17 protein-coding genes are annotated in these 17,963 nt (G+C 71.2%); 12 read left to right on the top strand and 5 right to left on the bottom strand.

Going from position 1 to position 17,963, the window contains the following annotated elements; genetic code table 11:
- Nucleotides 1-31 precede the first annotated feature (31 nt).
- Complete coding sequence (locus tag ASF96_RS01340) at nt 32-1,054, bottom strand: LacI family DNA-binding transcriptional regulator (protein WP_055935268.1); 1,023 nt, start codon at nt 1,052-1,054, stop codon at nt 32-34.
- Nucleotides 1,055-1,307: 253 nt separating this feature from the next.
- Here ASF96_RS01340 and ASF96_RS01335 point away from each other — a divergent pair, with 253 nt between their 5' ends.
- The 3 genes from ASF96_RS01335 to ASF96_RS01325 are packed head-to-tail and all read left to right on the top strand — an operon-like array spanning nt 1,308 to nt 3,776.
- On the top strand, nt 1,308-2,507 hold the full coding sequence (locus ASF96_RS01335) for an ABC transporter substrate-binding protein (RefSeq protein ID WP_235560502.1): 1,200 nt from the start codon (nt 1,308-1,310) through the stop codon (nt 2,505-2,507).
- A gap of 54 nt (nt 2,508-2,561) precedes the next feature.
- Complete coding sequence (locus ASF96_RS01330; protein ID WP_235560501.1) at nt 2,562-3,017, top strand: carbohydrate ABC transporter permease; 456 nt, start codon at nt 2,562-2,564, stop codon at nt 3,015-3,017.
- A 27-nt stretch (nt 3,018-3,044) separates the two neighbouring features.
- Nucleotides 3,045-3,776 (top strand): beta-L-arabinofuranosidase domain-containing protein, encoded by a 732-nt coding sequence (locus tag ASF96_RS01325; RefSeq protein ID WP_082509218.1) that lies wholly within the window; start codon nt 3,045-3,047, stop codon nt 3,774-3,776.
- Nucleotides 3,777-3,852: 76 nt separating this feature from the next.
- Here the strand turns inward: ASF96_RS01325 and ASF96_RS01320 are convergent, their stop codons facing one another.
- Nucleotides 3,853-5,052 carry a lactonase family protein gene (locus ASF96_RS01320; RefSeq protein ID WP_055935264.1) on the bottom strand — a complete coding sequence of 400 codons (1,200 nt, stop codon included), beginning with the start codon at nt 5,050-5,052 and terminating at the stop codon, nt 3,853-3,855.
- 1 nt (nt 5,053) lies between these two features.
- Complete coding sequence (locus ASF96_RS01315) at nt 5,054-6,340, bottom strand: adenylosuccinate synthase (protein WP_055832218.1); 1,287 nt, start codon at nt 6,338-6,340, stop codon at nt 5,054-5,056.
- A gap of 108 nt (nt 6,341-6,448) precedes the next feature.
- On the opposite strand from ASF96_RS01315, the gene ASF96_RS01310 reads away from it, so the two are divergent.
- From ASF96_RS01310 to ASF96_RS01285, 6 genes are all read left to right on the top strand, one after another.
- On the top strand, nt 6,449-7,141 hold the full coding sequence (locus ASF96_RS01310) for a Pr6Pr family membrane protein (RefSeq protein WP_055935261.1): 693 nt from the start codon (nt 6,449-6,451) through the stop codon (nt 7,139-7,141).
- 56 nt (nt 7,142-7,197) lie between these two features.
- A complete protein-coding gene (locus tag ASF96_RS01305) occupies nt 7,198-7,854 on the top strand; it encodes a peptidylprolyl isomerase (protein ID WP_055935259.1) in 657 nt (218 codons plus the stop codon).
- Nucleotides 7,855-7,924: 70 nt separating this feature from the next.
- Nucleotides 7,925-9,367 (top strand): argininosuccinate synthase, encoded by a 1,443-nt coding sequence (gene argG / locus ASF96_RS01300; protein ID WP_055832223.1) that lies wholly within the window; start codon nt 7,925-7,927, stop codon nt 9,365-9,367.
- A 121-nt stretch (nt 9,368-9,488) separates the two neighbouring features.
- Nucleotides 9,489-10,094, top strand: coding sequence for a TetR/AcrR family transcriptional regulator (locus ASF96_RS01295; RefSeq protein WP_055935257.1), 606 nt, complete (start codon nt 9,489-9,491; stop codon nt 10,092-10,094).
- Nucleotides 10,091-10,705, top strand: coding sequence for a hypothetical protein (locus ASF96_RS01290; RefSeq protein ID WP_055832227.1), 615 nt, complete (start codon nt 10,091-10,093; stop codon nt 10,703-10,705). Before ASF96_RS01295 ends, ASF96_RS01290 begins: the two co-directional genes overlap by 4 nt.
- Complete coding sequence (locus tag ASF96_RS01285) at nt 10,702-12,639, top strand: YhgE/Pip domain-containing protein (protein ID WP_055935255.1); 1,938 nt, start codon at nt 10,702-10,704, stop codon at nt 12,637-12,639. The genes ASF96_RS01290 and ASF96_RS01285 overlap by 4 nt, the downstream gene beginning before the upstream one ends.
- A gap of 67 nt (nt 12,640-12,706) precedes the next feature.
- Here the strand turns inward: ASF96_RS01285 and ASF96_RS01280 are convergent, their stop codons facing one another.
- Nucleotides 12,707-14,167 (bottom strand): sensor histidine kinase, encoded by a 1,461-nt coding sequence (locus ASF96_RS01280; protein WP_055935253.1) that lies wholly within the window; start codon nt 14,165-14,167, stop codon nt 12,707-12,709.
- A complete protein-coding gene (locus ASF96_RS01275; RefSeq protein WP_055935251.1) occupies nt 14,164-14,898 on the bottom strand; it encodes a response regulator transcription factor in 735 nt (244 codons plus the stop codon). The genes ASF96_RS01280 and ASF96_RS01275 overlap by 4 nt, the downstream gene beginning before the upstream one ends.
- Nucleotides 14,899-15,019: 121 nt before the next feature.
- On the opposite strand from ASF96_RS01275, the gene ASF96_RS01270 reads away from it, so the two are divergent.
- The 3 genes from ASF96_RS01270 to ASF96_RS01260 all read left to right on the top strand — a co-directional run bounded on the left by ASF96_RS01270 (nt 15,020) and on the right by ASF96_RS01260 (nt 17,962).
- Nucleotides 15,020-16,492, top strand: coding sequence for an ABC transporter permease (locus ASF96_RS01270; RefSeq protein WP_055935249.1), 1,473 nt, complete (start codon nt 15,020-15,022; stop codon nt 16,490-16,492).
- 28 nt (nt 16,493-16,520) lie between these two features.
- Nucleotides 16,521-17,228, top strand: a complete 708-nt coding sequence (locus ASF96_RS01265; protein WP_055935247.1) for an ABC transporter ATP-binding protein — start codon at nt 16,521-16,523, stop codon at nt 17,226-17,228.
- A gap of 215 nt (nt 17,229-17,443) precedes the next feature.
- The gene (locus ASF96_RS01260) at nt 17,444-17,962 is read left to right on the top strand and encodes an SRPBCC family protein (protein WP_235560500.1); all 519 of its coding nucleotides are present in this window, start codon (nt 17,444-17,446) and stop codon (nt 17,960-17,962) included.
- Nucleotide 17,963: the final 1 nt, after the last annotated feature.

The following is a 17,963-nucleotide window of genomic DNA, read 5'->3' as shown; positions in this document are numbered from 1 at the left end:
GGCGCGGACGCGGCGCGACGAAACGCAGCTGTCAGCGACGAGCGATCGTCGATCCGCGGATGACGAGACGCACGGGCAGGTGGTGCTCGCCGCGCGGGATCTCTTCTCCATCGATCGCCTGGAAGATGCGCTCCGCGGCCTGCTTGCCGAGCGCTCCCAGATTGGCGTCGATGCTCGTCAGGCCCGGGCGGGAGTTCGCCGCGAGCAGGAGCCAGTTGTCGTAGCCGATGATCGCGAGGTCTTCGGGCACCCGCCGTCCGAGCTCTCGAGCGGTGTCGATCGCCCCTCGGGCCAGTTGGTCGGACGCGCAGAACATCGCGTCGATGTCGGGGGAGCGCTCCAGCAGCGTCGCTGCAGCATCCCGGCCCCAGTGTTCGGACCATTCCGAGAACATCGGGTCGCCGACGGGTTCGAGTTCGGCGGCGCGCAACGCATCTTGCGCACCCCGCCAGCGATCCGTCGCCGCGTTGTACGTGGGATCCCCCGCGATGTAGGCGATCCGTCGCCGTCCACAGCTGATCAGGTGCTCCATGGCCAGCTGCCCGCCGGCGCGGTTGTCGGGGGTGAGCGAGAGGTCGCGGTCGTCGTCAGAGGGGCTGTACACGTAGATGATGGGCACGGGAAGGTCCTGCCCGAGCGAGCGACGCGCGTCGGTGCGGCTTCCCACGACGATGATCCCGTCGACGCGGCGGCTGATGAGGGCGCGCAGATGGTGCTGCTCGCGCACCGCATCGCCCTGTGCATCGCACAAGAAGACGTTGACGCTGCCGGCACCCAGGGCGTCTTCGGCCCCGGCCAGGATAGGCAGCACGAAGCGGCCCTCGAGGTCGTTCGTGAGGAGGCCGACGGTGCCGGTGCGCCCGGCGAGCAGCCCGCGGGCGAGGGGGTTGGGCACGAAGCGCAGCTCTTCGGCGGCTCGTTGCACACGCAGGCGCGTGGCTCGGGCGACGTCGTCGCGACCGTTCAACGCTTTCGACGCCGTCGCGATCGACACGCCTGCCGCCTGGGCGACATCGCTGAGCGTAGCGACATGCGCGCCGCGTTTTCCCGACATGTTTCTCCTTCGTTGCTAAAAGGTTATCGGCATGAGTTGACGCGCGTCGATCCACGGTGTCAGAAACTATCGAAAGCCGTTTCGATAGTTTCGAACGGTCGCGCAGTGGAGCACGACCGCCCCGCGCGCAGCTCACCGAAGAGCCAAGGAGATCGCAATGACACACACCCGACGTCAGACCGCACTTCTGCGAGGGGGCATCGTCGCCGTCCTGGCAGGCGCGCTGGCCCTGACCGGATGTTCAGGCGGAGGAATGACCAACGCCGCACCCACCGACATCCCTGCCACGGGGGTGGACGACGGAGCGAGCCTCACCCTGTGGACGCGCGCGCCGCTCGAGAAGCAGGCGAAGCAGCTGGTGGAGGCGTACAACTCCACCCACAAGAACCAGGTCGAACTGACCGTCGTCCCCAACGACGACTACGTCGCCAAGGTCGGCGCCGCCGCCGGCTCGGGAGGCCTGCCCGACCTGTTCGCCGCCGACATCGTCTACGTGCCCAACTGGGTCGAGCAGGGTCTGTTCCAAGACATCACCGCTCAGATCGACGGACTGTCGTACAAGGACTCGATCAACAAGGGTCACCTCGACGCGGGCACCCTCGACGGCAAAGAGCACGTGCTGCCGTTCGTACTCGACCTCTCGGTCATGATGTGGAACAAGGCGTTGGTCGCCGAGGCCGGCCTCGACCCCGAGAAGGCCCCGGCCACGGTCGCCGACTTCGCCAAGACCGCCAAGGCCGTTCAGGCGTTGAACAAGCCGGGCGTCTCGGGCACCTCCACGGGCCTCAACTGCGGTGGCTGCCTGCTGTTCACCTGGTTCCCCTCCGTGTGGGCGTCGGACGAAGACGTACTCAACCCCGCCGGTACCGAGTCGCTGCTGAACAACAGCGCCGCGAAGGAGGTCTACTCCACGTGGAAGGACCTCCAGGCCTCCGGTGCCGTGGCTCCCGGCTCCGCCGATGAGACCGGTGCGACCTGGGTCGCCGGCTTCCAGGAGGGCAACGTCGGCATCATGCCGTTCCCCGCCACCCTGCTGTCGGGCCTGAAGTTCGACGCGGGCGTCTCCGGCATCCCCGGTGTCGACGGCGGCTCCTCCACCTTCGTGGGCGGCGACGGACTCGGTATCTCGAAGGACTCGAAGCAGTCGGCTCAGGCGTGGAACTTCCTGTCGTGGCTCACCTCGGAAGACGCGCAGGTGGGCGTGCTCGCGAAGGACGGCAGCACGGTCGCGCGCTCCGACCTCGCCGACAACGAGTACTCCTCGAAGGACCCCCGTCAGGTAGCCATCAACAAGGTCGCCGGCCTGGGCAAGACGCCGGTCGCGCTCAACTTCCAGCAGGCGTTCAACGCCCCCGGAAGCCCGTGGCTGACGCTGGTGCGCAACGCCGTCCTCGGTGGCACTGACACCGTCGACGCCGACAACGACGAGATCACCGCCGTTCTCTCGCAGTGATCCTCTGTGGGGGTGCCGCTTCGGCGGCACCCCCACATCCTCGGAAGGAATATCGTGGCCCTTTCCACATCCCCTCGCCGTTCCCGATACCAGCGCACGGCCCTCGGCGGCCCCGTCCAGGGCTGGCTCTACGCCGCCCCGACCGCGCTGTTCGTGATCGCCCTCTTCGTCATCCCCCTTCTGCTCGTGCTGCAGATGTCCGGTTCCGACTGGCCCCTGCTGCGCGGGAACACGGGCCCCAATTTTCCCGAGAACTTCGTGGATGCCGTGAGCAACCGGCTCTTCTGGGCATCGGTGCGCTTCACGCTGGTCTACACGGCCATCACCACGGTCATCCTCATCGCCCTGGGCCTCGGGCTCGCGTTGCTGGTGCAGGAGTCGACGGCATGGAAGGGGTTCCTGCGAACGGCGTTCCTGCTGCCCAGCGCCCTCGGCCTGGCATCCGCGTCTCTTCTGTTCTACGTGCTCTACTCCCCCATCGCCGGCCCCTTCGCGGGGCTGATGGACTAGGGCACCTCGCCGCGCGCCTCGTCGTCGCTGCGCGCCCCCTGGTTCGAGGTCTCGTGCTGCCCGCCCAACGTCGCTCGCACCCTGGCGAGTCTCGACGCGTACATCGCCACGGCCGACGCCGGCGGCATCCAGATCCACCAGTACGCTCCGGCCGAGATCCGCACGACGCTGCAGGACGGCCGGGCCGTCTCTCTCGACGTCGACACCCGGTACCCGGCCGACGGCCTGGTCCGCGTCACGATCAACGACCACGCGGCCGAGCCGTGGACCCTGTCGCTGCGCGTGCCGGAGTGGGCCGAGGGCGCTCGTCTGCGGACGGTGAGCGCCGAGAGGGTCGGCGACGCCGAAGCCGTGTCCGCCGGGTGGGCCGAGGTGACCCGCGCGTTCCGCGCCGGAGACATCGTCGAGCTGGAGCTTCCGATGGCGCCGCGTCTGGTCGTACCCGACCCGCGCATCGACGCCGTCCGCGGCTGCGTCGCCGTGGAGCGCGGACCGGAGGTGTTCGCTCTGGAGTCGGTCGACCTGTCGGAAGGCGGTGACGTCGGAGACGTCGCCCTGACGATCGCGACAGCCCCCACCGAAGAGAACGGCCGGGTGTGGGTCGACGTCGCCCGTCGCGTCGCTCAGCCGGACGGCTGGCCCTACACGACGACGGCGCCGAACGGCCCGGGTGACACCGAGCGCGTGGCCCTCGTGCCTTACCACGACTGGGGCAACCGCGGTCCTTCCACGATGCGGGTGTGGATCCCCACCTCGTGAGCTGACCACCCTCGAAGCCCCTGTCCCCCACCGCGGAGGCCAGGGGCTTCGTCGTGCCCCCGCGGCCTCGCGGGGATCAGCGCATCGGCAGGAGCCGCGTGGGCGAGGGCGATGCCGTGCGGTGCCGCACCCGGCCGGGGATGCCGGTGCGGGCATCGAGCGGAAGCGAGACGATCTCGTGCGCGAGCTGGCCCGCGACCAGCAGCGTATCGTTCACGACGACGTGGTGGCGCGGCCAGTGCGTGCCCGCGTCGGCGAGCGCGGTGAGCTGCAGCGTCTCACCGGCACCGCGCACCGACAGCACGCCGATGGTGTCGCTGCCGCGCACTCCCGCGTACAGCGTGGAGCCGTCGCGACCGGAGCACAGTTCGGCGGCGGTGTCGGTGTCGAGGGTGCCGAGCAGCGGCTGGCCCGACACGGTCCGCCATCGTCCCGTGACGTCGGCCGCGAGCACGAACACCTCGCGGCTGAGCTCGGTCACCACGTACAGGTGGCCGGATGGATGCCACAGCCCGTGCCGCGGTCCGCTGCCCTTGGGCAGTGCCACCTCGTGCACGAGCCGGAGGCCTGCGCCGCTCGAGCGCCAGAACCGCACGAGATCGAGTCCCATGTCGGTCGTGGCCACCAGCCCTCCGGAGAGGAAGATCGCCTGGTGCGCGCGCGAGACGCGGGCCCCGGCCGCGGCCTCTTCGGACTCGGCGTCGGTCTCGGGCACGGCGTCGTAGGCCGGGACGAGATGCGAGAACTCCTCGCCCACGACGTCGCGCAGCGCGCGGGCGGCCTCGGCGAGGTCGGGCACGACGGTGCCCGAGACCCGCGCGCCGGTCGAGATCGAGCCCTCGGGCTGGGAGTCGTCGTAGGGGTCGGCGGCCTCGGCCGCGATCGTCGGGCGCGACGGGCGGCCCGCGGCATCCAGGTCGATGCGCACGACGCGCCCGTCGCCCCAGCAGCTGGCGACGAGGTGCGTGGCGTCGGGCGACACGGCCACATGGCAGACGGCGCTGCCGGCCTCGATCGGCGCGCCGAGCGGGCTCAGCCGCGTCTCGCCGGTGCGGCGGTACGCCTGGACGGTGCCGTCGGACTCGAGGGCGGCGTACAGGAGGCCCTGCGTGTGGTGGGCGGCGATCCACGACGGAGAGCCGGGCGCGGCAACCGCGGTGGCCGCGGTTCCGAGGGGTCCCGACGCCCAGACGGAGTCGGCGTCACCGGCCTGCGCGATGCCGATGCCCTCGGCCGCTCCGCTGTCGGCGGCGTAGGCCCCGACCCAGAACCGCACGTCAGTCGACCAGGGGGTGCCGCACGATCACCTGGTCGCGCGCCGGGCCGACGCCGATGACCGAGATGCGGGTGCCGCTCATCTTCTCGAGGGCGAGCACGTACTCCTGCGCGGTCTGCGGCAGATCGTCGAACGTACGGGCCGTCGAGATGTCCTCGCTCCAGCCGGGGTAGGTCTCGTAGATCGGCTTCGCGTGGTGGAAGTCGGTCTGATTGACCGGCAGGTCGTCGTAGCGCACACCGTCGACGTCGTACGCGACGCAGACGGGGATCTCGTCGAGACCGCCCAGGATGTCGAGCTTGGTCAGCACCAGGTCGGTGATGCCGTTGATACGCGTGGCATAGCGGGTGATGGGCGCGTCGTACCAGCCGACGCGGCGGGGGCGACCCGTCGTCGTACCGAACTCGAATCCGCGCGAGCGCAGCCAGTCGCCGCTCTCGTCGAACAGCTCGGTGGGGAAGGGCCCCGAACCGACGCGCGTCGTGTAGGCCTTGACGATGCCGACGATGCGGTCGAGGCGGTTCGGCCCCACGCCCGATCCGGTGGAGGCACCGCCCGCGGTCGCAGACGACGAGGTGACGAAGGGGTAGGTGCCGTGGTCGACGTCGAGCATGGTGGCCTGGCCGCCCTCGAAGACGACGACGTCACCGGCATCCAGTGCCTCGTTCAGCAGCAGCGAGGTGTCGGCGACCATGGGGCGCACGCGCTCGGCGTACGAGAGCAGGTCGTCGACGATCTCGTCGACGGTGATCGAGCGACGGTTGAAGACCTTCACCAACAGGTGGTTCTTCTGGTCGAGGGCGCCCTCGACCTTCTGGCGCAGGATGTTCTCGTCGAAGAGGTCTTGCACGCGGATGCCGACGCGGTTGATCTTGTCGGCGTAGGCGGGGCCGATGCCGCGACCGGTCGTGCCGATCATGCGCTTTCCGAGGAAGCGCTCGGTGACCTTGTCGAGCGTGCGGTGGTACTGCGTGATGAGGTGCGCGTTGGCGCTGATCTTGAGGCGGCTGGTGTCGAGGCCTCGGGCGTTCAGCGCCTCGAGCTCGGCGAAAAGCACCTCGAGGTCGACGACGACGCCGTTGCCGATCACCGCGTTCACCCCGGGAGACAGGATGCCGCTGGGCAGCAGGTGCAGTGCGTACTTCTCGTCGCCGATGACGACGGTGTGGCCGGCGTTGTTGCCGCCGTTGAACTTCACCACCCAGTCGGTGCGCTCACCGAGCAGATCGGTGGCCTTGCCCTTGCCCTCGTCGCCCCACTGGACTCCGACGATCACAATTCCGGGCATGTGCGCTCCTCGCGTCTGATTCCGGCGGTCACCCCATCCTACCGAGCGGGTCCGACACCGCCCTCGCAAGCCCCCTCGACCGACGGGGGCCGCCGCTAGCCTGGGGCGATGCACCGATCGCGCGGGTGGGCCACCGGATGGAACCTCGCACGGATCGCCGTGGCCGTGCTCATCGTCGTCGCCGTCGCCGCGCAATTCGTCTCGACGCTCGGCGAGGCCGTCGCCCGGGGCCGCGACACCACGACCGTGATCGCGAACTTCTTCAGCTTCTTCACGATCCTCTCCAACGTCTCGGCCGCGATCGTGCTCGTGCTGCTGGGCGTGCGCTTCCTCGTGCGCGGTCGCCGTCTCGAGGTCGATCCGCCCGCGCTCGCGACGGCGCTGGCGTGGGTGGCGACGTACATGATCGTCACGGGCGTCGTCTACAACCTGCTGTTGCGGGGCCTTCCCCTGCAGCCCGACACGGTGGGCTGGTCCAACGAGATCCTGCACGTGTGGGGGCCGCTGTTCCTGCTCCTCGACGTGTGCCTCGGGCCGAACCGGCGCCGTCTCCGCTGGACCGCCGCCCTGGGCGCCGCCGTCTTCCCGATCGCATGGATCGTCTACACGCTCCTGCGGGCGCCGCTGGTGACCAACCCCACCACCGGCGCCCCGTTCTGGTACCCGTACCCCTTCCTCGACCCCAGCGCCGGCGGGTGGGGCAGCGTCGCGGGGTACATCGTGGTCATCGCCGTCGCCATCGTCGCTCTCGCCGTCGGCGTCGTGGCGATCGGTCGGGCGCGCGGCATCCGCCCGAACTAGACCGACGCGTTCTCGCCGGGCGGGCCGCGCCGACGACCTACCCTGGGAGCGTGCGTATGCGATCGATGTCCGCGGCCCTGGCCGCCGCCGCCCTGCTCCTGCTCGCCGGTTGCTCCGGAGGCGCGTCCGACGGGGCCGCTCCGTCGGCGGGCGCCTCCGCCGGGGAATGCTCCTATGCCGCCTCGGGTCAGCCGGCGGTCGACGTCACGCCGCCCGCCGCGGGCACCGACCGCCCGACGGGGCAGGTCGACATCGTCCTGTCGACCTCCGCCGGCGACATCCCCATCGCCCTCGACGGCGAGAGCGCCCCGTGCACCGTCGAGAGCTTCGTCTCGCTCGCGCAGCAGCAGTACTTCTCCAATACCGAGTGCCACCGCCTCACGACGTCGGGCATCTTCGTGCTGCAGTGCGGCGATCCCACGGGCACCGGCCGCGGCGGCCCCGGATACCGCTTCGCCGACGAGCTCGACGGCAGCGAGACCTACCCCGCGGGCACCGTCGCCATGGCCAACGCGGGCCCCGGCACCAACGGCTCGCAGTTCTTCCTCGTCTACGAGGACACGCAGCTCGCGCCCGATTACACGGTCTTCGGCACCATGTCGCCCGAGGGACTCGACGTGGTGAAGTCCATCGCCGCCGCGGGTACGGCCGGCGGCGCCGCCGACGGCGCTCCCGCCACCCCCGTCACGATCTCCGACGTCACGGTCGGCTGACCCGCGCCGCCCGCGCGCCGCGGCGCCCACGAATCGGGGTGTGCGGGCGGGGCGCAATAGAATCGACGGCATGTCCAAGGTCTTGCAGTCCCTTCCCGTCGGCGAGCGCGTCGGCATCGCCTTCTCGGGTGGTCTCGACACCTCGGTGGCCGTCGCGTGGATGCGCGACAAGGGCGCCGTCCCCTGCACGTACACCGGCGATCTCGGCCAGTACGACGAAGACGACATCGCGTCGATCCCGGGTCGCGCCACGCAGTACGGCGCCGAGGTCTCGCGCCTGGTCGACTGCAAGACGGCGCTCGTCGAAGAGGGCTTCGTCGCCCTCGCCTGCGGCGCCTTCCACATCCGCTCGGGCGGGCGCACGTACTTCAACACCACGCCGCTGGGCCGCGCCGTCACCGGCACCCTGCTCGTGCGCGCGATGAAAGAAGACGGCGTCGACATCTGGGGCGACGGCTCCACCTACAAGGGCAACGACATCGAGCGGTTCTACCGCTACGGCCTGCTCGCCAACCCCTCGCTGCGCATCTACAAGCCGTGGCTCGACGCCGACTTCGTCACCGAGCTCGGTGGGCGCAAAGAGATGAGCGAGTGGCTCGTCGCCCACGACTTCCCCTACCGCGACAGCGTCGAGAAGGCGTACTCGACCGACGCCAACATCTGGGGCGCCACGCACGAGGCCAAGACCCTCGAGCACCTCGACGTCTCGCTCGAGATCGTCGAGCCGATCATGGGCGTGCGCTTCTGGGACCCCGCGGTCGAGATCGAGACCGAAGACGTCACGGTCGAGTTCGCGGCCGGTCGCCCCGTCGCCATCAACGGCACGCGCTTCGACGACCCGGTCGAGCTCGTCCGCGAGGCCAACACCATCGGTGGACGCCACGGCCTCGGCATGAGCGACCAGATCGAGAACCGCATCATCGAGGCCAAGTCGCGCGGCATCTACGAGGCCCCGGGCATGGCGCTGCTGTTCCTGACGTACGAGCGCCTGGTCAACAGCATCCTGAACGAGGACACCCTCGCGACCTACCACGAGCAGGGTCGCCGCCTGGGCCGCCTGATGTACGAGGGCCGGTGGCTCGAGCCGCAGTCGCTCATGCTGCGCGAGTCGATCCAGAAGTGGGTCGGTTCGACCATCACCGGTTCGGTCACGGTACGCCTGCGCCGCGGCGAGGACTACACGATCCTCGACACGGTGGCCTCGGGCATGTCGTACTCGCCCGAGAAGCTGTCGATGGAGCGGGTCGGCGACGCGGCCTTCGGCCCGGTCGACCGCATCGGCCAGCTCACCATGCGCAACCTCGACATCGCCGACTCGCGCGCCCGCCTCGAGCAGTACGCGAGCATGGGCCTGCTCGGCGGTCCGACCGGCGAGCTCGTCGGCGACGTCGCCGCGGGCGGCGCGAACGAGATCATCGAGTCGGCCTCGCCCCTCGACGCCGCCGGCGAGCGCCTCGCCGAGGCGACGGATGCCGCGGGAGAGGCCGCCGCGTTCGACTCCGGCACCGACTGACCGCACGTCCTCCCGAGAGCCCGCGGCGTTCGACGTCGCGGGCTCTCGTGCTTTCGGGGGCGGGGTGCCGCCGTCAGGAAGTTGCACACGACCGTGCACTTTCGGCGTACACTGAGGCACCGTGACCACTTCCACCCGCCGCGACGCCGTCGAGAACCGCGCCGGTATCGTCGACGCCGCCACCGCGGTCATCGGCCACGACCCTCGCGCGTCGATCGACACGATCGCGCGCCGCGCCGGTCTCTCGCGGCGCGCCCTGTACGGACACTTCGACGACCGCAACGCCATCGTGCGCGAGGTCATCGCCGCGGGCGCCACCCGCTTCAACGCCATCGCCGATCGTGTCGACGACGCCGATTCCCGCGTCGCGCTCGCCCGTCTGGCATCCGAGCTGTGGGCCGAGGCCGCGCACGTGCAGGCCGCCGCAGCCCTCGCGCTCGACGACGCGCACCTGCCCGAGACCTCGGCCGCCCTCGCGCCGCTCCGCCGCCGCATCGACGCGATCGTGCGTCGCGGCCAGGAGTCGGGCGAGTTGCGCACCGACCTTCCCGCGCCCACGCTTTCGCGCCTGCTCGAAGAGACCGGGCGCACCGTGGTCGCTCGCGTCGACGCTGGATCGAGCACCGCCCGGTCCATCGCCGTGCGCGCCGTGCTCGGCATCGCGGGACTCTCGTGGACAGAAGCACGCGACCTGGTGGCGCAGTACCCCGAACTGGAGGCGCAGTGAGAATCGTCCTGAACGCGGTCGCGAAGGGTCGCGCCGAGCGCGCGCTGCCCGCGACGTCGACCGCCTACGAGACCGGGCGCGCGACCCTGGTCGTCGCCGAGACCGAGCAGCGTCCCACGGTGCTGGGCCTCGTGGCATCCGGCCGCATGAACATCGACAGCGGTTCGGTACTGGTCGACGGGCACGCCGATGCCAGGACCCTGCGCCGTCGCGTCGCCCTGGTCGATGCGCCGGTCGTCTCGGAACCCGAACCGAACGTCACGGTCACCGGCGTCGTCGCCGAGGAACTGATGTTCGCCGGCCGCGCGCCGACGCCGTTCGCCGCCGCGCGCTGGCTGGAGGGCATCGGGCTCGACGAGATCGCCGGGCTGCCGATCGGCAACGTGGAGCCGGCCGCCCGCATCCGCCTGCTGCTGGAACTCGCCGCGCTGCGCAAGGACGTCGAGGCGCTGGTGCTCGTCGCCCCCGACCGCCACGGCGGCGAGCCCTCGGCCTGGTGGGCCATCGCCCGCGAGTTCGCCGAGCGCGGCTACGCGGTGCTCGTGATCGCGGGACAGGCCTCCCGCACGGCCATCGACGCGATCGAGAACGCAGGAGAACAGGTCCGATGAAGATCCCGCAGATGATCGCGGCGGAGTTGCGCCGACTGACCTCCACCCGCATGTCGGTGATCGCTCTGGTGGCGCTGCTCGCCGTGCCCATCCTCTACGGCGGCCTGTACCTCTGGGCGAACCAGGACCCCTACGGCAACCTGTCCAGCGTCCCCGTCGCACTCGTCGTCGACGATGAGGGCGCCGACGTCAACGGACAGCAACGCAACCTCGGCGACGAGGCGGCCGATCAACTGCTCGACAGCGACACGTTCGAGTGGCACCGGGTCAGCTCCGACGCCGCCGACGCCGGGCTGCAGGCGGGCGACTTCGACTTCATCGTGACGCTTCCGGCCGACTTCACCGAGGCGGTCGCGTCGCTGTCGAGCGCGACCCCGCGCCAGGCCGACATCGAGCTGCGCACCAACGACGCCAACAACTACCTCGCCTCGACCATCGGCACGCAGGCCGTGGCCCGCATCCAGGCGTCGGTGGCGAAGAAGGTCGTCGACGAGGCGGGACTCACGCTGCTCGACGCCCTGCACACGGTTCGGGTCAGTCTCGTGGATGCCACGACCGGGGCGACGCAGGTCGTCGACGGTCTGAACTCGGCGAAGTCGGGCTCGTCTCAGCTCGTCTCGGGCTCGTCGCAGCTCGCGGACGGCTCGTCGCAGCTCGCCGACGGCACCGCTCAGCTCTCGAGCGGCGCGAGCCGGCTGCGCGACGGAACCGCCCAGCTGCGCGACGGGGCCGCGCAGGTGGCCGACGGTGCGCAGCAGGTCGCCGGGGGTGTCGATCGCATCGACGCCGCCGCGCGCGAGGTCGGCTCGGTCGCCTCCGACGCCGCCGCCCGCCTGCCCGAGGCACGCGCCGACATCGCGAAGGCCCTCGCCGACGCCGGTCTCGACCAGGCCCGCATCGACGAGATCCTGTCGCGACTCGACCCCGTGGGTCAGCGGCTCACCGAGGCCAACGGTCGCGTCCAGAACACCGTCAACCAGATCGACCAGCTCGACGATGGCGCCCGACAGGTCGCCGCGGGCAGTGCGTCCGTGGCCTCGGGCGCGGCGACCGCGGCCGACGGAGCCTCGGCCCTCGCCGACGGCGCGGGCTCGGCGGCATCCGGAGCCGCCTCGCTGCGCGACGGGTCCGCGCAGGTGCGCGACGGCGCGAGCCAGCTCGACGCCGGCCTCGCCCAGCTCGCGACCGGCGCCACGCAGCTGCGCGACGGGCTGGCCTCGGGCGTGCAGCAGATCCCCGACAACGATCAGACGACGCGGCAGGCCCAGGCCTCGGCCATCTCCGACCCGGTCGCCGTGGGCACCAGCGCGGTGACGAAGGCGCAGAACTACGGCGCGGGGCTCGCCCCGTTCTTCGCCGCCCTGGCCGGCTGGATCGGCATCTACGCGCTGTTCCTCATCGTCAAGCCCGTGTCCAAGCGCGCGGTGACGGCGCTGCGCTCCCCCGTGCGCGTGACCCTCGCCGGGTGGCTGACACCGGCGGGCCTCGGCGCCCTGCAGATGGTCGGGTTGTTCACGGTGCTCGCCGTCGCGCTGCAGTTCTCGTTCGCCAACCCGTGGGCGGCCCTCGGCATCCTGATCTTCGCCTCGGCGACGTACGCGGCCATCGTGCTGGCGCTGAACGTGTGGCTCGGATCGGTGGGACAGTTCCTCGGCCTCGTGCTGATGGTGCTGCAGCTCGTGACGGCCGGCGGCACGTTCCCCTGGCAGACCCTCCCCGCTCCCCTCGCGGCGCTGCACCACGTGCTGCCCATGGGTTACGTGGTCGATGCCATGCGGCAGGTCATGTACGGAGGAGACGTCGGCCGCGTCGGCTACGACCTGCTCGTGCTCGGCGCGTGGATGGTCGGCGGGGTGCTGCTCGCCGCGATCGGCGTGACGCGCATGACGCATCACCGCACGCTGCGGGATCTGCAGCCGAGCCTGATCGGCTGACGCGCGACGGCGTGAGGTGCCAGAATTCGTCGCGGGGAACAGCGCGACGGCGACGAGTTCTGGCCACTCACGCCGCAGGCAGCCGCACCTCGAACACCGTCCGGCCCGGCACGCTCTCGACCGCGATCGAGCCCCCGTGCGCCGCCGTGATCGCCTGGGCGATCGACAAGCCCAAGCCGGTGCTGCCGGCGTCGCGGTTGCGCGAGTCGTCGCCGCGGGCGAAGCGCTCGAACAGCCGCTCCGCGATGCCGGGGTCGATCCCCGGGCCGGTGTCGGCGACGCGCAAAACGGCCTCGCCGCCCGCGCGTGCGAGCGACAGCGTCACCACCGTTCCGGCCGGCGTGTGCGTCTGGGCGTTGCGCAGCAGGTTCGCGACGACCTGGCGCAGGCGGTTCTCGTCGCCGGGCACCGAGATGAGGTCGTCGGTGACGTCGAGGCGCCACTCGTGCGTGGCGTCCGCCGCCTGCGCGTCGCTCACGGCGTCGACGGCGAGAAGGGTCAGTTCCACCTCTTCGCGGCGCAGCGGCTGGCCGGCGTCCAGACGCGCGAGCAGCAACAGGTCGTCGACGAGGGATGCCATGCGCTCGGCCTCCGACTCGATCCGGTCGAACGAGCGGGCCTGCGTCGGGGTCATCGGACCGGCTTCGCCCAGCGACAGCTGCGCGTAGCCGCGGATGCTCGACAGCGGCGTGCGCAGTTCGTGACTGGCATCCGCGATGAACCGCCGCAGCTGCTCCTCGCTGTGCTGACGCGCGGCCAACGACGACTGCACGTGCCCCAGCAGGTCGTTGAGCGAGGAGCCCACCCGGCCCACCTCGGTATCGGCGTCGGTGTCGGCCGCGGCGACCCGGTCGGGGATGTCGACGCTCCCCGCGTCGAGCGACAGCGTCGACACGCGCTGGGCGACGTCGGCGACCCGGTCGAGGGGCCGCAGGCTCCTTCGCACGAAGAGCGACAGGGTGAGCACCGCGATGAGCAGGGTGACCGCCGAGACCGCGACGAGGATCCCCGTCAGCGCCGACGTGGTCGCCGTCACGTCGGCCTCCGAGTTGCCGGCGATGACCGTGGTGCCGTCGTTCTCGGCCGCCGCGATGCGGAAGGCGCCGAGGTCTCCCCCCAGGTCGACGGTCGTCGGTGTGCGGTCGGTCGCGACCGAGGAGCGCAGCTGGGCGACCTGATCGTCGCTCACCGCGACCTCCGTGCCATCGGAGCGCGTGTATTCCGAAGTCTGCACCGAGCCGTCGCCGGCGATCACCACCAGCAGGGTGCCGACCCGCGGCGCGGGGCTCGCGGCATCCATTCCCGGGGGCCGGTCGACATCGCCCCGCCCGTCGAAGCCTCCCCGGCCGGCGGCGAACGACAGCCCCTCGCGCACCTGTTCGTCGAGGCGGTCGAACGCGAAGGAGCGCAGCGACAGGATCGTCGCGACGCTCATCACGACGAAGGCGAGGGCCACGAGCACACTCGTCCCCGCCACGAGCGTGCGCCGCAGCGTCCAGCGACGCCGGGTCCGTCGCCCGTGCGTCATGGCGTCTTGATCGTGTAGCCGACCCCGCGGACCGTGTGGATGAGGGGCTCGCCGAGGGTGTCGATCTTCTTGCGCAGGTACGAGATGTAGATCTCGACCACGCTGCCGTTGCCGCCGAAGTCGTAGCTCCACACCTGGTCGAGGATCTGCGCCTTGCTCAGCACCCGCCGCGGATTCTGCATGAGGTAGCGCAGCAGCTCGAACTCCCTCGCGGTGAGCTTGATCGGGATGCCGCCGCGCTCGACCTCGTAGGACTCCTCATCGAGCGACAGGTCGCCGACGCGCAGCCGCGGGTCGGCGTCGGCGACGGCGGCGACGTGGCGGCGGGCCATCCCGCGCAGACGCACGATGACCTCCTCGAGGTTGAAGGGCTTGGTGACGTAGTCGTCGGCCCCGGCCGAGATCCCCGCGATGCGGTCCTCCACCGCGTCCTTCGCCGTGAGGAACAGAACCGGGGCGTCGTTGCCGGCCGCGCGCAGGCGCGACAGCAGTTCCCTGCCGTCGACGCCCGGCATCATGATGTCGAGCACGAGCAGATCGGGCGAGAACTCGCGGATGACGCCCCACGCCTCCTGCCCGTTCGCGGCCGTGCGCACCTCCCAGCCCTCGTTCTGCAGCGCCATGCGCAGCAGCTCGCTGAGGTTCGCTTCGTCGTCGACGACGACGGCGCGGATAGGAGAGCCGTCGGGGCGGGCCAGGGGTACGGGGCGGGAGGTCACGAGAGCCAGCATGCAGCCTCACGGGCCCCGGAGTCCCGCGACATACCCGCTTCATAGCAACGGTGAGGGAACGGTGAGGGCGTCGTTCCTACCTTCGGGAACACGGCCGCACCCCGCGTCCGAGAGGAGAGACATGTACGGCACCTACCTGCGGCGCGAACTCGCCGGCCGCACCAAACAGACCGTGATCGTCGCGGTCGGACTCGCGATCGCCATCGCGCTCGTCATCATCGTCAACGCGCTCTCGGCGGGCGTGCGCGACGCGCAGTCGCAGGCCCTGTCGTCGGTGTACGGGGTCGGCACCGACCTCACCGTCACCGGGGCCCAGGCCCAGCCCGGCGAGGACGGGGGCGGGCCGCGGTTCGACTTCGGCGCCGACGCCGGTTCGACGCAGGACGGCACGACCACCCTCAGCCAGTCGCGCCTCATGATCGACAGGATGCGCGCGACCCTCGACGCCTCGACCGTCACCACCGTCACCGGTCTCGACGGCGTGTCCGCCGCCACCGGGGCCCTGGCCCTGACGAACACGACGTTCTCGGGTCAGATGCCCGACCGCAGCGCCACCACCGACGCGGGCACGGGCGCCGCCGGCGGCATGGGCGGCGGCGCGGGCCAGGCGCCGTCCGGCGGCCCCGGCGGCGACGGCGGCAGTGCCTTCGGCGTCGACTCGTTCAGCGTGCTGGGCGTCGACCCCGCCGCCACCGTCGGTCCGCTGTCGTCGGTGACGGTCACCGACGGCCGGGGCCTCATCGCTGCCGACGCCGGCACCGACGTCGCCGTGATCGACGCCACGTACGCGGCGAGCGCCGGGCTGGCCGTGGGCGGAACGATCGACCTGGGCGGAACGACGATGCAGATCGTCGGCGTCGTCGCCTCGGCGTCGTCCGATGCCGACACCGCGGCGAACGTGTACCTGCCGCTCGACGTCGCCCAGAGTCTCGCGGGCGTCGGCGACGTGGTCTCGACCGTCTACGTGCAGGCCGATTCCGCGGATGCCATCGACACGGTGCAGAGCGAGGTCTCGACCGCGCTGCCCGACGCCACCGTCAGCTCGCAGTCGGAGCTCGCCTCGACGGTCTCGGGCTCGCTGTCCAGCGCGTCATCGCTCATCTCGAACCTCGGCACCTGGCTGTCGATCGTGGTCCTGCTGGTGGCTCTGTCGCTCGCGGTGCTGTTCACGATCTCCGGCGTGGCACGCCGCACGCGGGAGTTCGGCACCCTCAAGGCCATCGGCTGGTCCAACGGCCGGATCGTCCGCCAGGTCGCCGGGGAATCGTTCGCGCAGGGCCTCATCGGCGGCGTCGCGGGTCTGATCCTCGGCCTCGGCGGCATCCTGCTGATCAACGTCATCTCGCCCACCGTCTCGGTGACGTCGAACGCCACCACGGGTGGCCCCGGCGGTCAGGGCGGTCCCGGCGGTGGGGGCGGCTTCGGCCAGGCCGCCGCGCAGGCCACCGACATCGTGCTCAGTGCGCCCGTGACCCCCGTGGTCGTGGTGGCGGCCGTCGGCATCGCCGTGCTGGGCGGCGTGCTCGCCGGCGCCTTCGGCGGGTGGCGTGCCGCGCGCCTCAGCCCCGCCGCCGCCCTCCGCTCGGTCGCGTGACCGGCATCCCGTTTTCGAAGGAGACATCATGACCCTCACCGCGCCCACCGACACCCTGACCGCCTACCGCCTGCGCGGCGTCACCCGCACCTACCGCCAACGCGACACCACGGTGCAGGCGTTGGCCGGTGTCGACCTCGACATCGCCGCGGGCGACTTCGTCACCATCCAGGGCCCCACCGGCGGCGGCAAGTCGACGCTGCTGCAGATGCTCGGCGCTCTCGATCGCCCCTCCGCCGGGTCGGTGACGCTCGGCGACCTCGACATCGCACGCGCCTCGAACGCCGACCTGAATCGCGTGCGCGCCGCCGAGATCGGCTTCGTGTTCCAGGGCTTCAACCTCATCCCCACGCTCACCGCCGCCGGAAACGTCGACATGGGTCTCGAGCCGCTCGGTCTCGACCGAGACGAGCGGCGACGGCGCGTGACCGAGGCCCTGGAACGCGTCGGACTCGCCGATCGCCGCGATCACCGACCGGGCGAGCTGTCGGGCGGGCAGCAGCAGCGCGTCGCGATCGCGCGGGCGATCGCCAAGCAGCCCCGGGTGCTGCTGGCCGATGAGCCGACGGGCAACCTCGACGAGAGCATGCGCGACGAGATCCTCGAGGTGCTCGAGGGGCTGAACGCCGAGGGCCTGACGCTCGTGGTGGTGACCCACGACTCCGCCGTCGCACGCCGAGCCCACCGTCGCCTGCGTCTGGCGAAGGGCGTGGTGACCGACATCACGGCCGGCTGACTCGGCTTCGGTACACCGGGGCCGCTGAGCCCACCGGAGCGACCGGGCGTTCCTCGACGCCCGGTCGCTTCGCCGTCCCCGTCGACGGCTGCACGGCTCCCCCGCCCCGGGGCTCCCCCGCCCCCGTCAAGTCCCGAGGCCGCCGAGCCGCCCGCGCCGTAAAGTCGAGTCACGACGACCGAGGGGACACCATGGCCGCCCGAAACACTCGCCTGATGCGCTGCACGCCCGACGACCTGTTCGCCGTGCTGTCCGACGGCTGGCTGTACCCCGTGTGGGTCGTCGGGGCGGCGCGCATGCGCGACGTCGACGAGCACTGGCCGCGCGAGGGCGCGCGCATCCACCACTCCCTCGGCATCTGGCCGGTCATGATGCACGACGAGACCGAGATCGTCGAGTGGTCTCCGCCGCACCGGCTGCGGCTGCGGCCGAAGGCCGGCATCCTGGGTCGCGGGGTGATCCGCATCGACGCCCGTCCGCACGCCGACGGCACCGCGGTCACGATCCTCGAGGAACCCGTCTCGGGCGCAGCGTCACTGCTGCCCGCGGCCCTGTGGAAACCGATGCTCGTCCTGCGCAACCACGAGTGCCTGAACCGCCTGGCGTTCCTGGCCGAAGGCCGCCGCGAAGAGCGCGAGGCGCGCGAACTCGATCACCGCACCGAGACGCCCGACCCGCAGGACGGCACCCCGTCGCCGCAGGCACGCGAAGACGTGCGCGACGCCGGCGTCTGAC

It is taken from the genome of Microbacterium sp. Leaf179 (genome assembly GCF_001423785.1).
GTDB lineage: Bacteria > Actinomycetota > Actinomycetes > Actinomycetales > Microbacteriaceae > Microbacterium.
The sequence above is the reverse complement of the archived record's forward strand: the minus strand, read 5'-3'. Positions and strand labels throughout refer to the sequence as shown.

What these genes read in the sequence shown, in the direction of transcription:
- ASF96_RS01340 (WP_055935268.1), bottom strand. Translation starts at nt 1,054, where the DNA reads ATGTCGGGAAAACGCGGCGCGCATGTCGCTACGCTCAGCGATGTCGCC.
- ASF96_RS01335 (WP_235560502.1), top strand. Translation starts at nt 1,308, where the DNA reads ATGACCAACGCCGCACCCACCGACATCCCTGCCACGGGGGTGGACGAC.
- ASF96_RS01315 (WP_055832218.1), bottom strand. Translation starts at nt 6,340, where the DNA reads ATGCCCGGAATTGTGATCGTCGGAGTCCAGTGGGGCGACGAGGGCAAG.
- ASF96_RS01310 (WP_055935261.1), top strand. Translation starts at nt 6,449, where the DNA reads ATGCACCGATCGCGCGGGTGGGCCACCGGATGGAACCTCGCACGGATC.
- ASF96_RS01305 (WP_055935259.1), top strand. Translation starts at nt 7,198, where the DNA reads ATGCGATCGATGTCCGCGGCCCTGGCCGCCGCCGCCCTGCTCCTGCTC.
- argG (WP_055832223.1), top strand. Translation starts at nt 7,925, where the DNA reads ATGTCCAAGGTCTTGCAGTCCCTTCCCGTCGGCGAGCGCGTCGGCATC.
- ASF96_RS01285 (WP_055935255.1), top strand. Translation starts at nt 10,702, where the DNA reads ATGAAGATCCCGCAGATGATCGCGGCGGAGTTGCGCCGACTGACCTCC.
- ASF96_RS01280 (WP_055935253.1), bottom strand. Translation starts at nt 14,167, where the DNA reads ATGACGCACGGGCGACGGACCCGGCGTCGCTGGACGCTGCGGCGCACG.
- ASF96_RS01275 (WP_055935251.1), bottom strand. Translation starts at nt 14,898, where the DNA reads ATGCTGGCTCTCGTGACCTCCCGCCCCGTACCCCTGGCCCGCCCCGAC.
- ASF96_RS01270 (WP_055935249.1), top strand. Translation starts at nt 15,020, where the DNA reads ATGTACGGCACCTACCTGCGGCGCGAACTCGCCGGCCGCACCAAACAG.
- ASF96_RS01265 (WP_055935247.1), top strand. Translation starts at nt 16,521, where the DNA reads ATGACCCTCACCGCGCCCACCGACACCCTGACCGCCTACCGCCTGCGC.
- ASF96_RS01260 (WP_235560500.1), top strand. Translation starts at nt 17,444, where the DNA reads ATGCGCTGCACGCCCGACGACCTGTTCGCCGTGCTGTCCGACGGCTGG.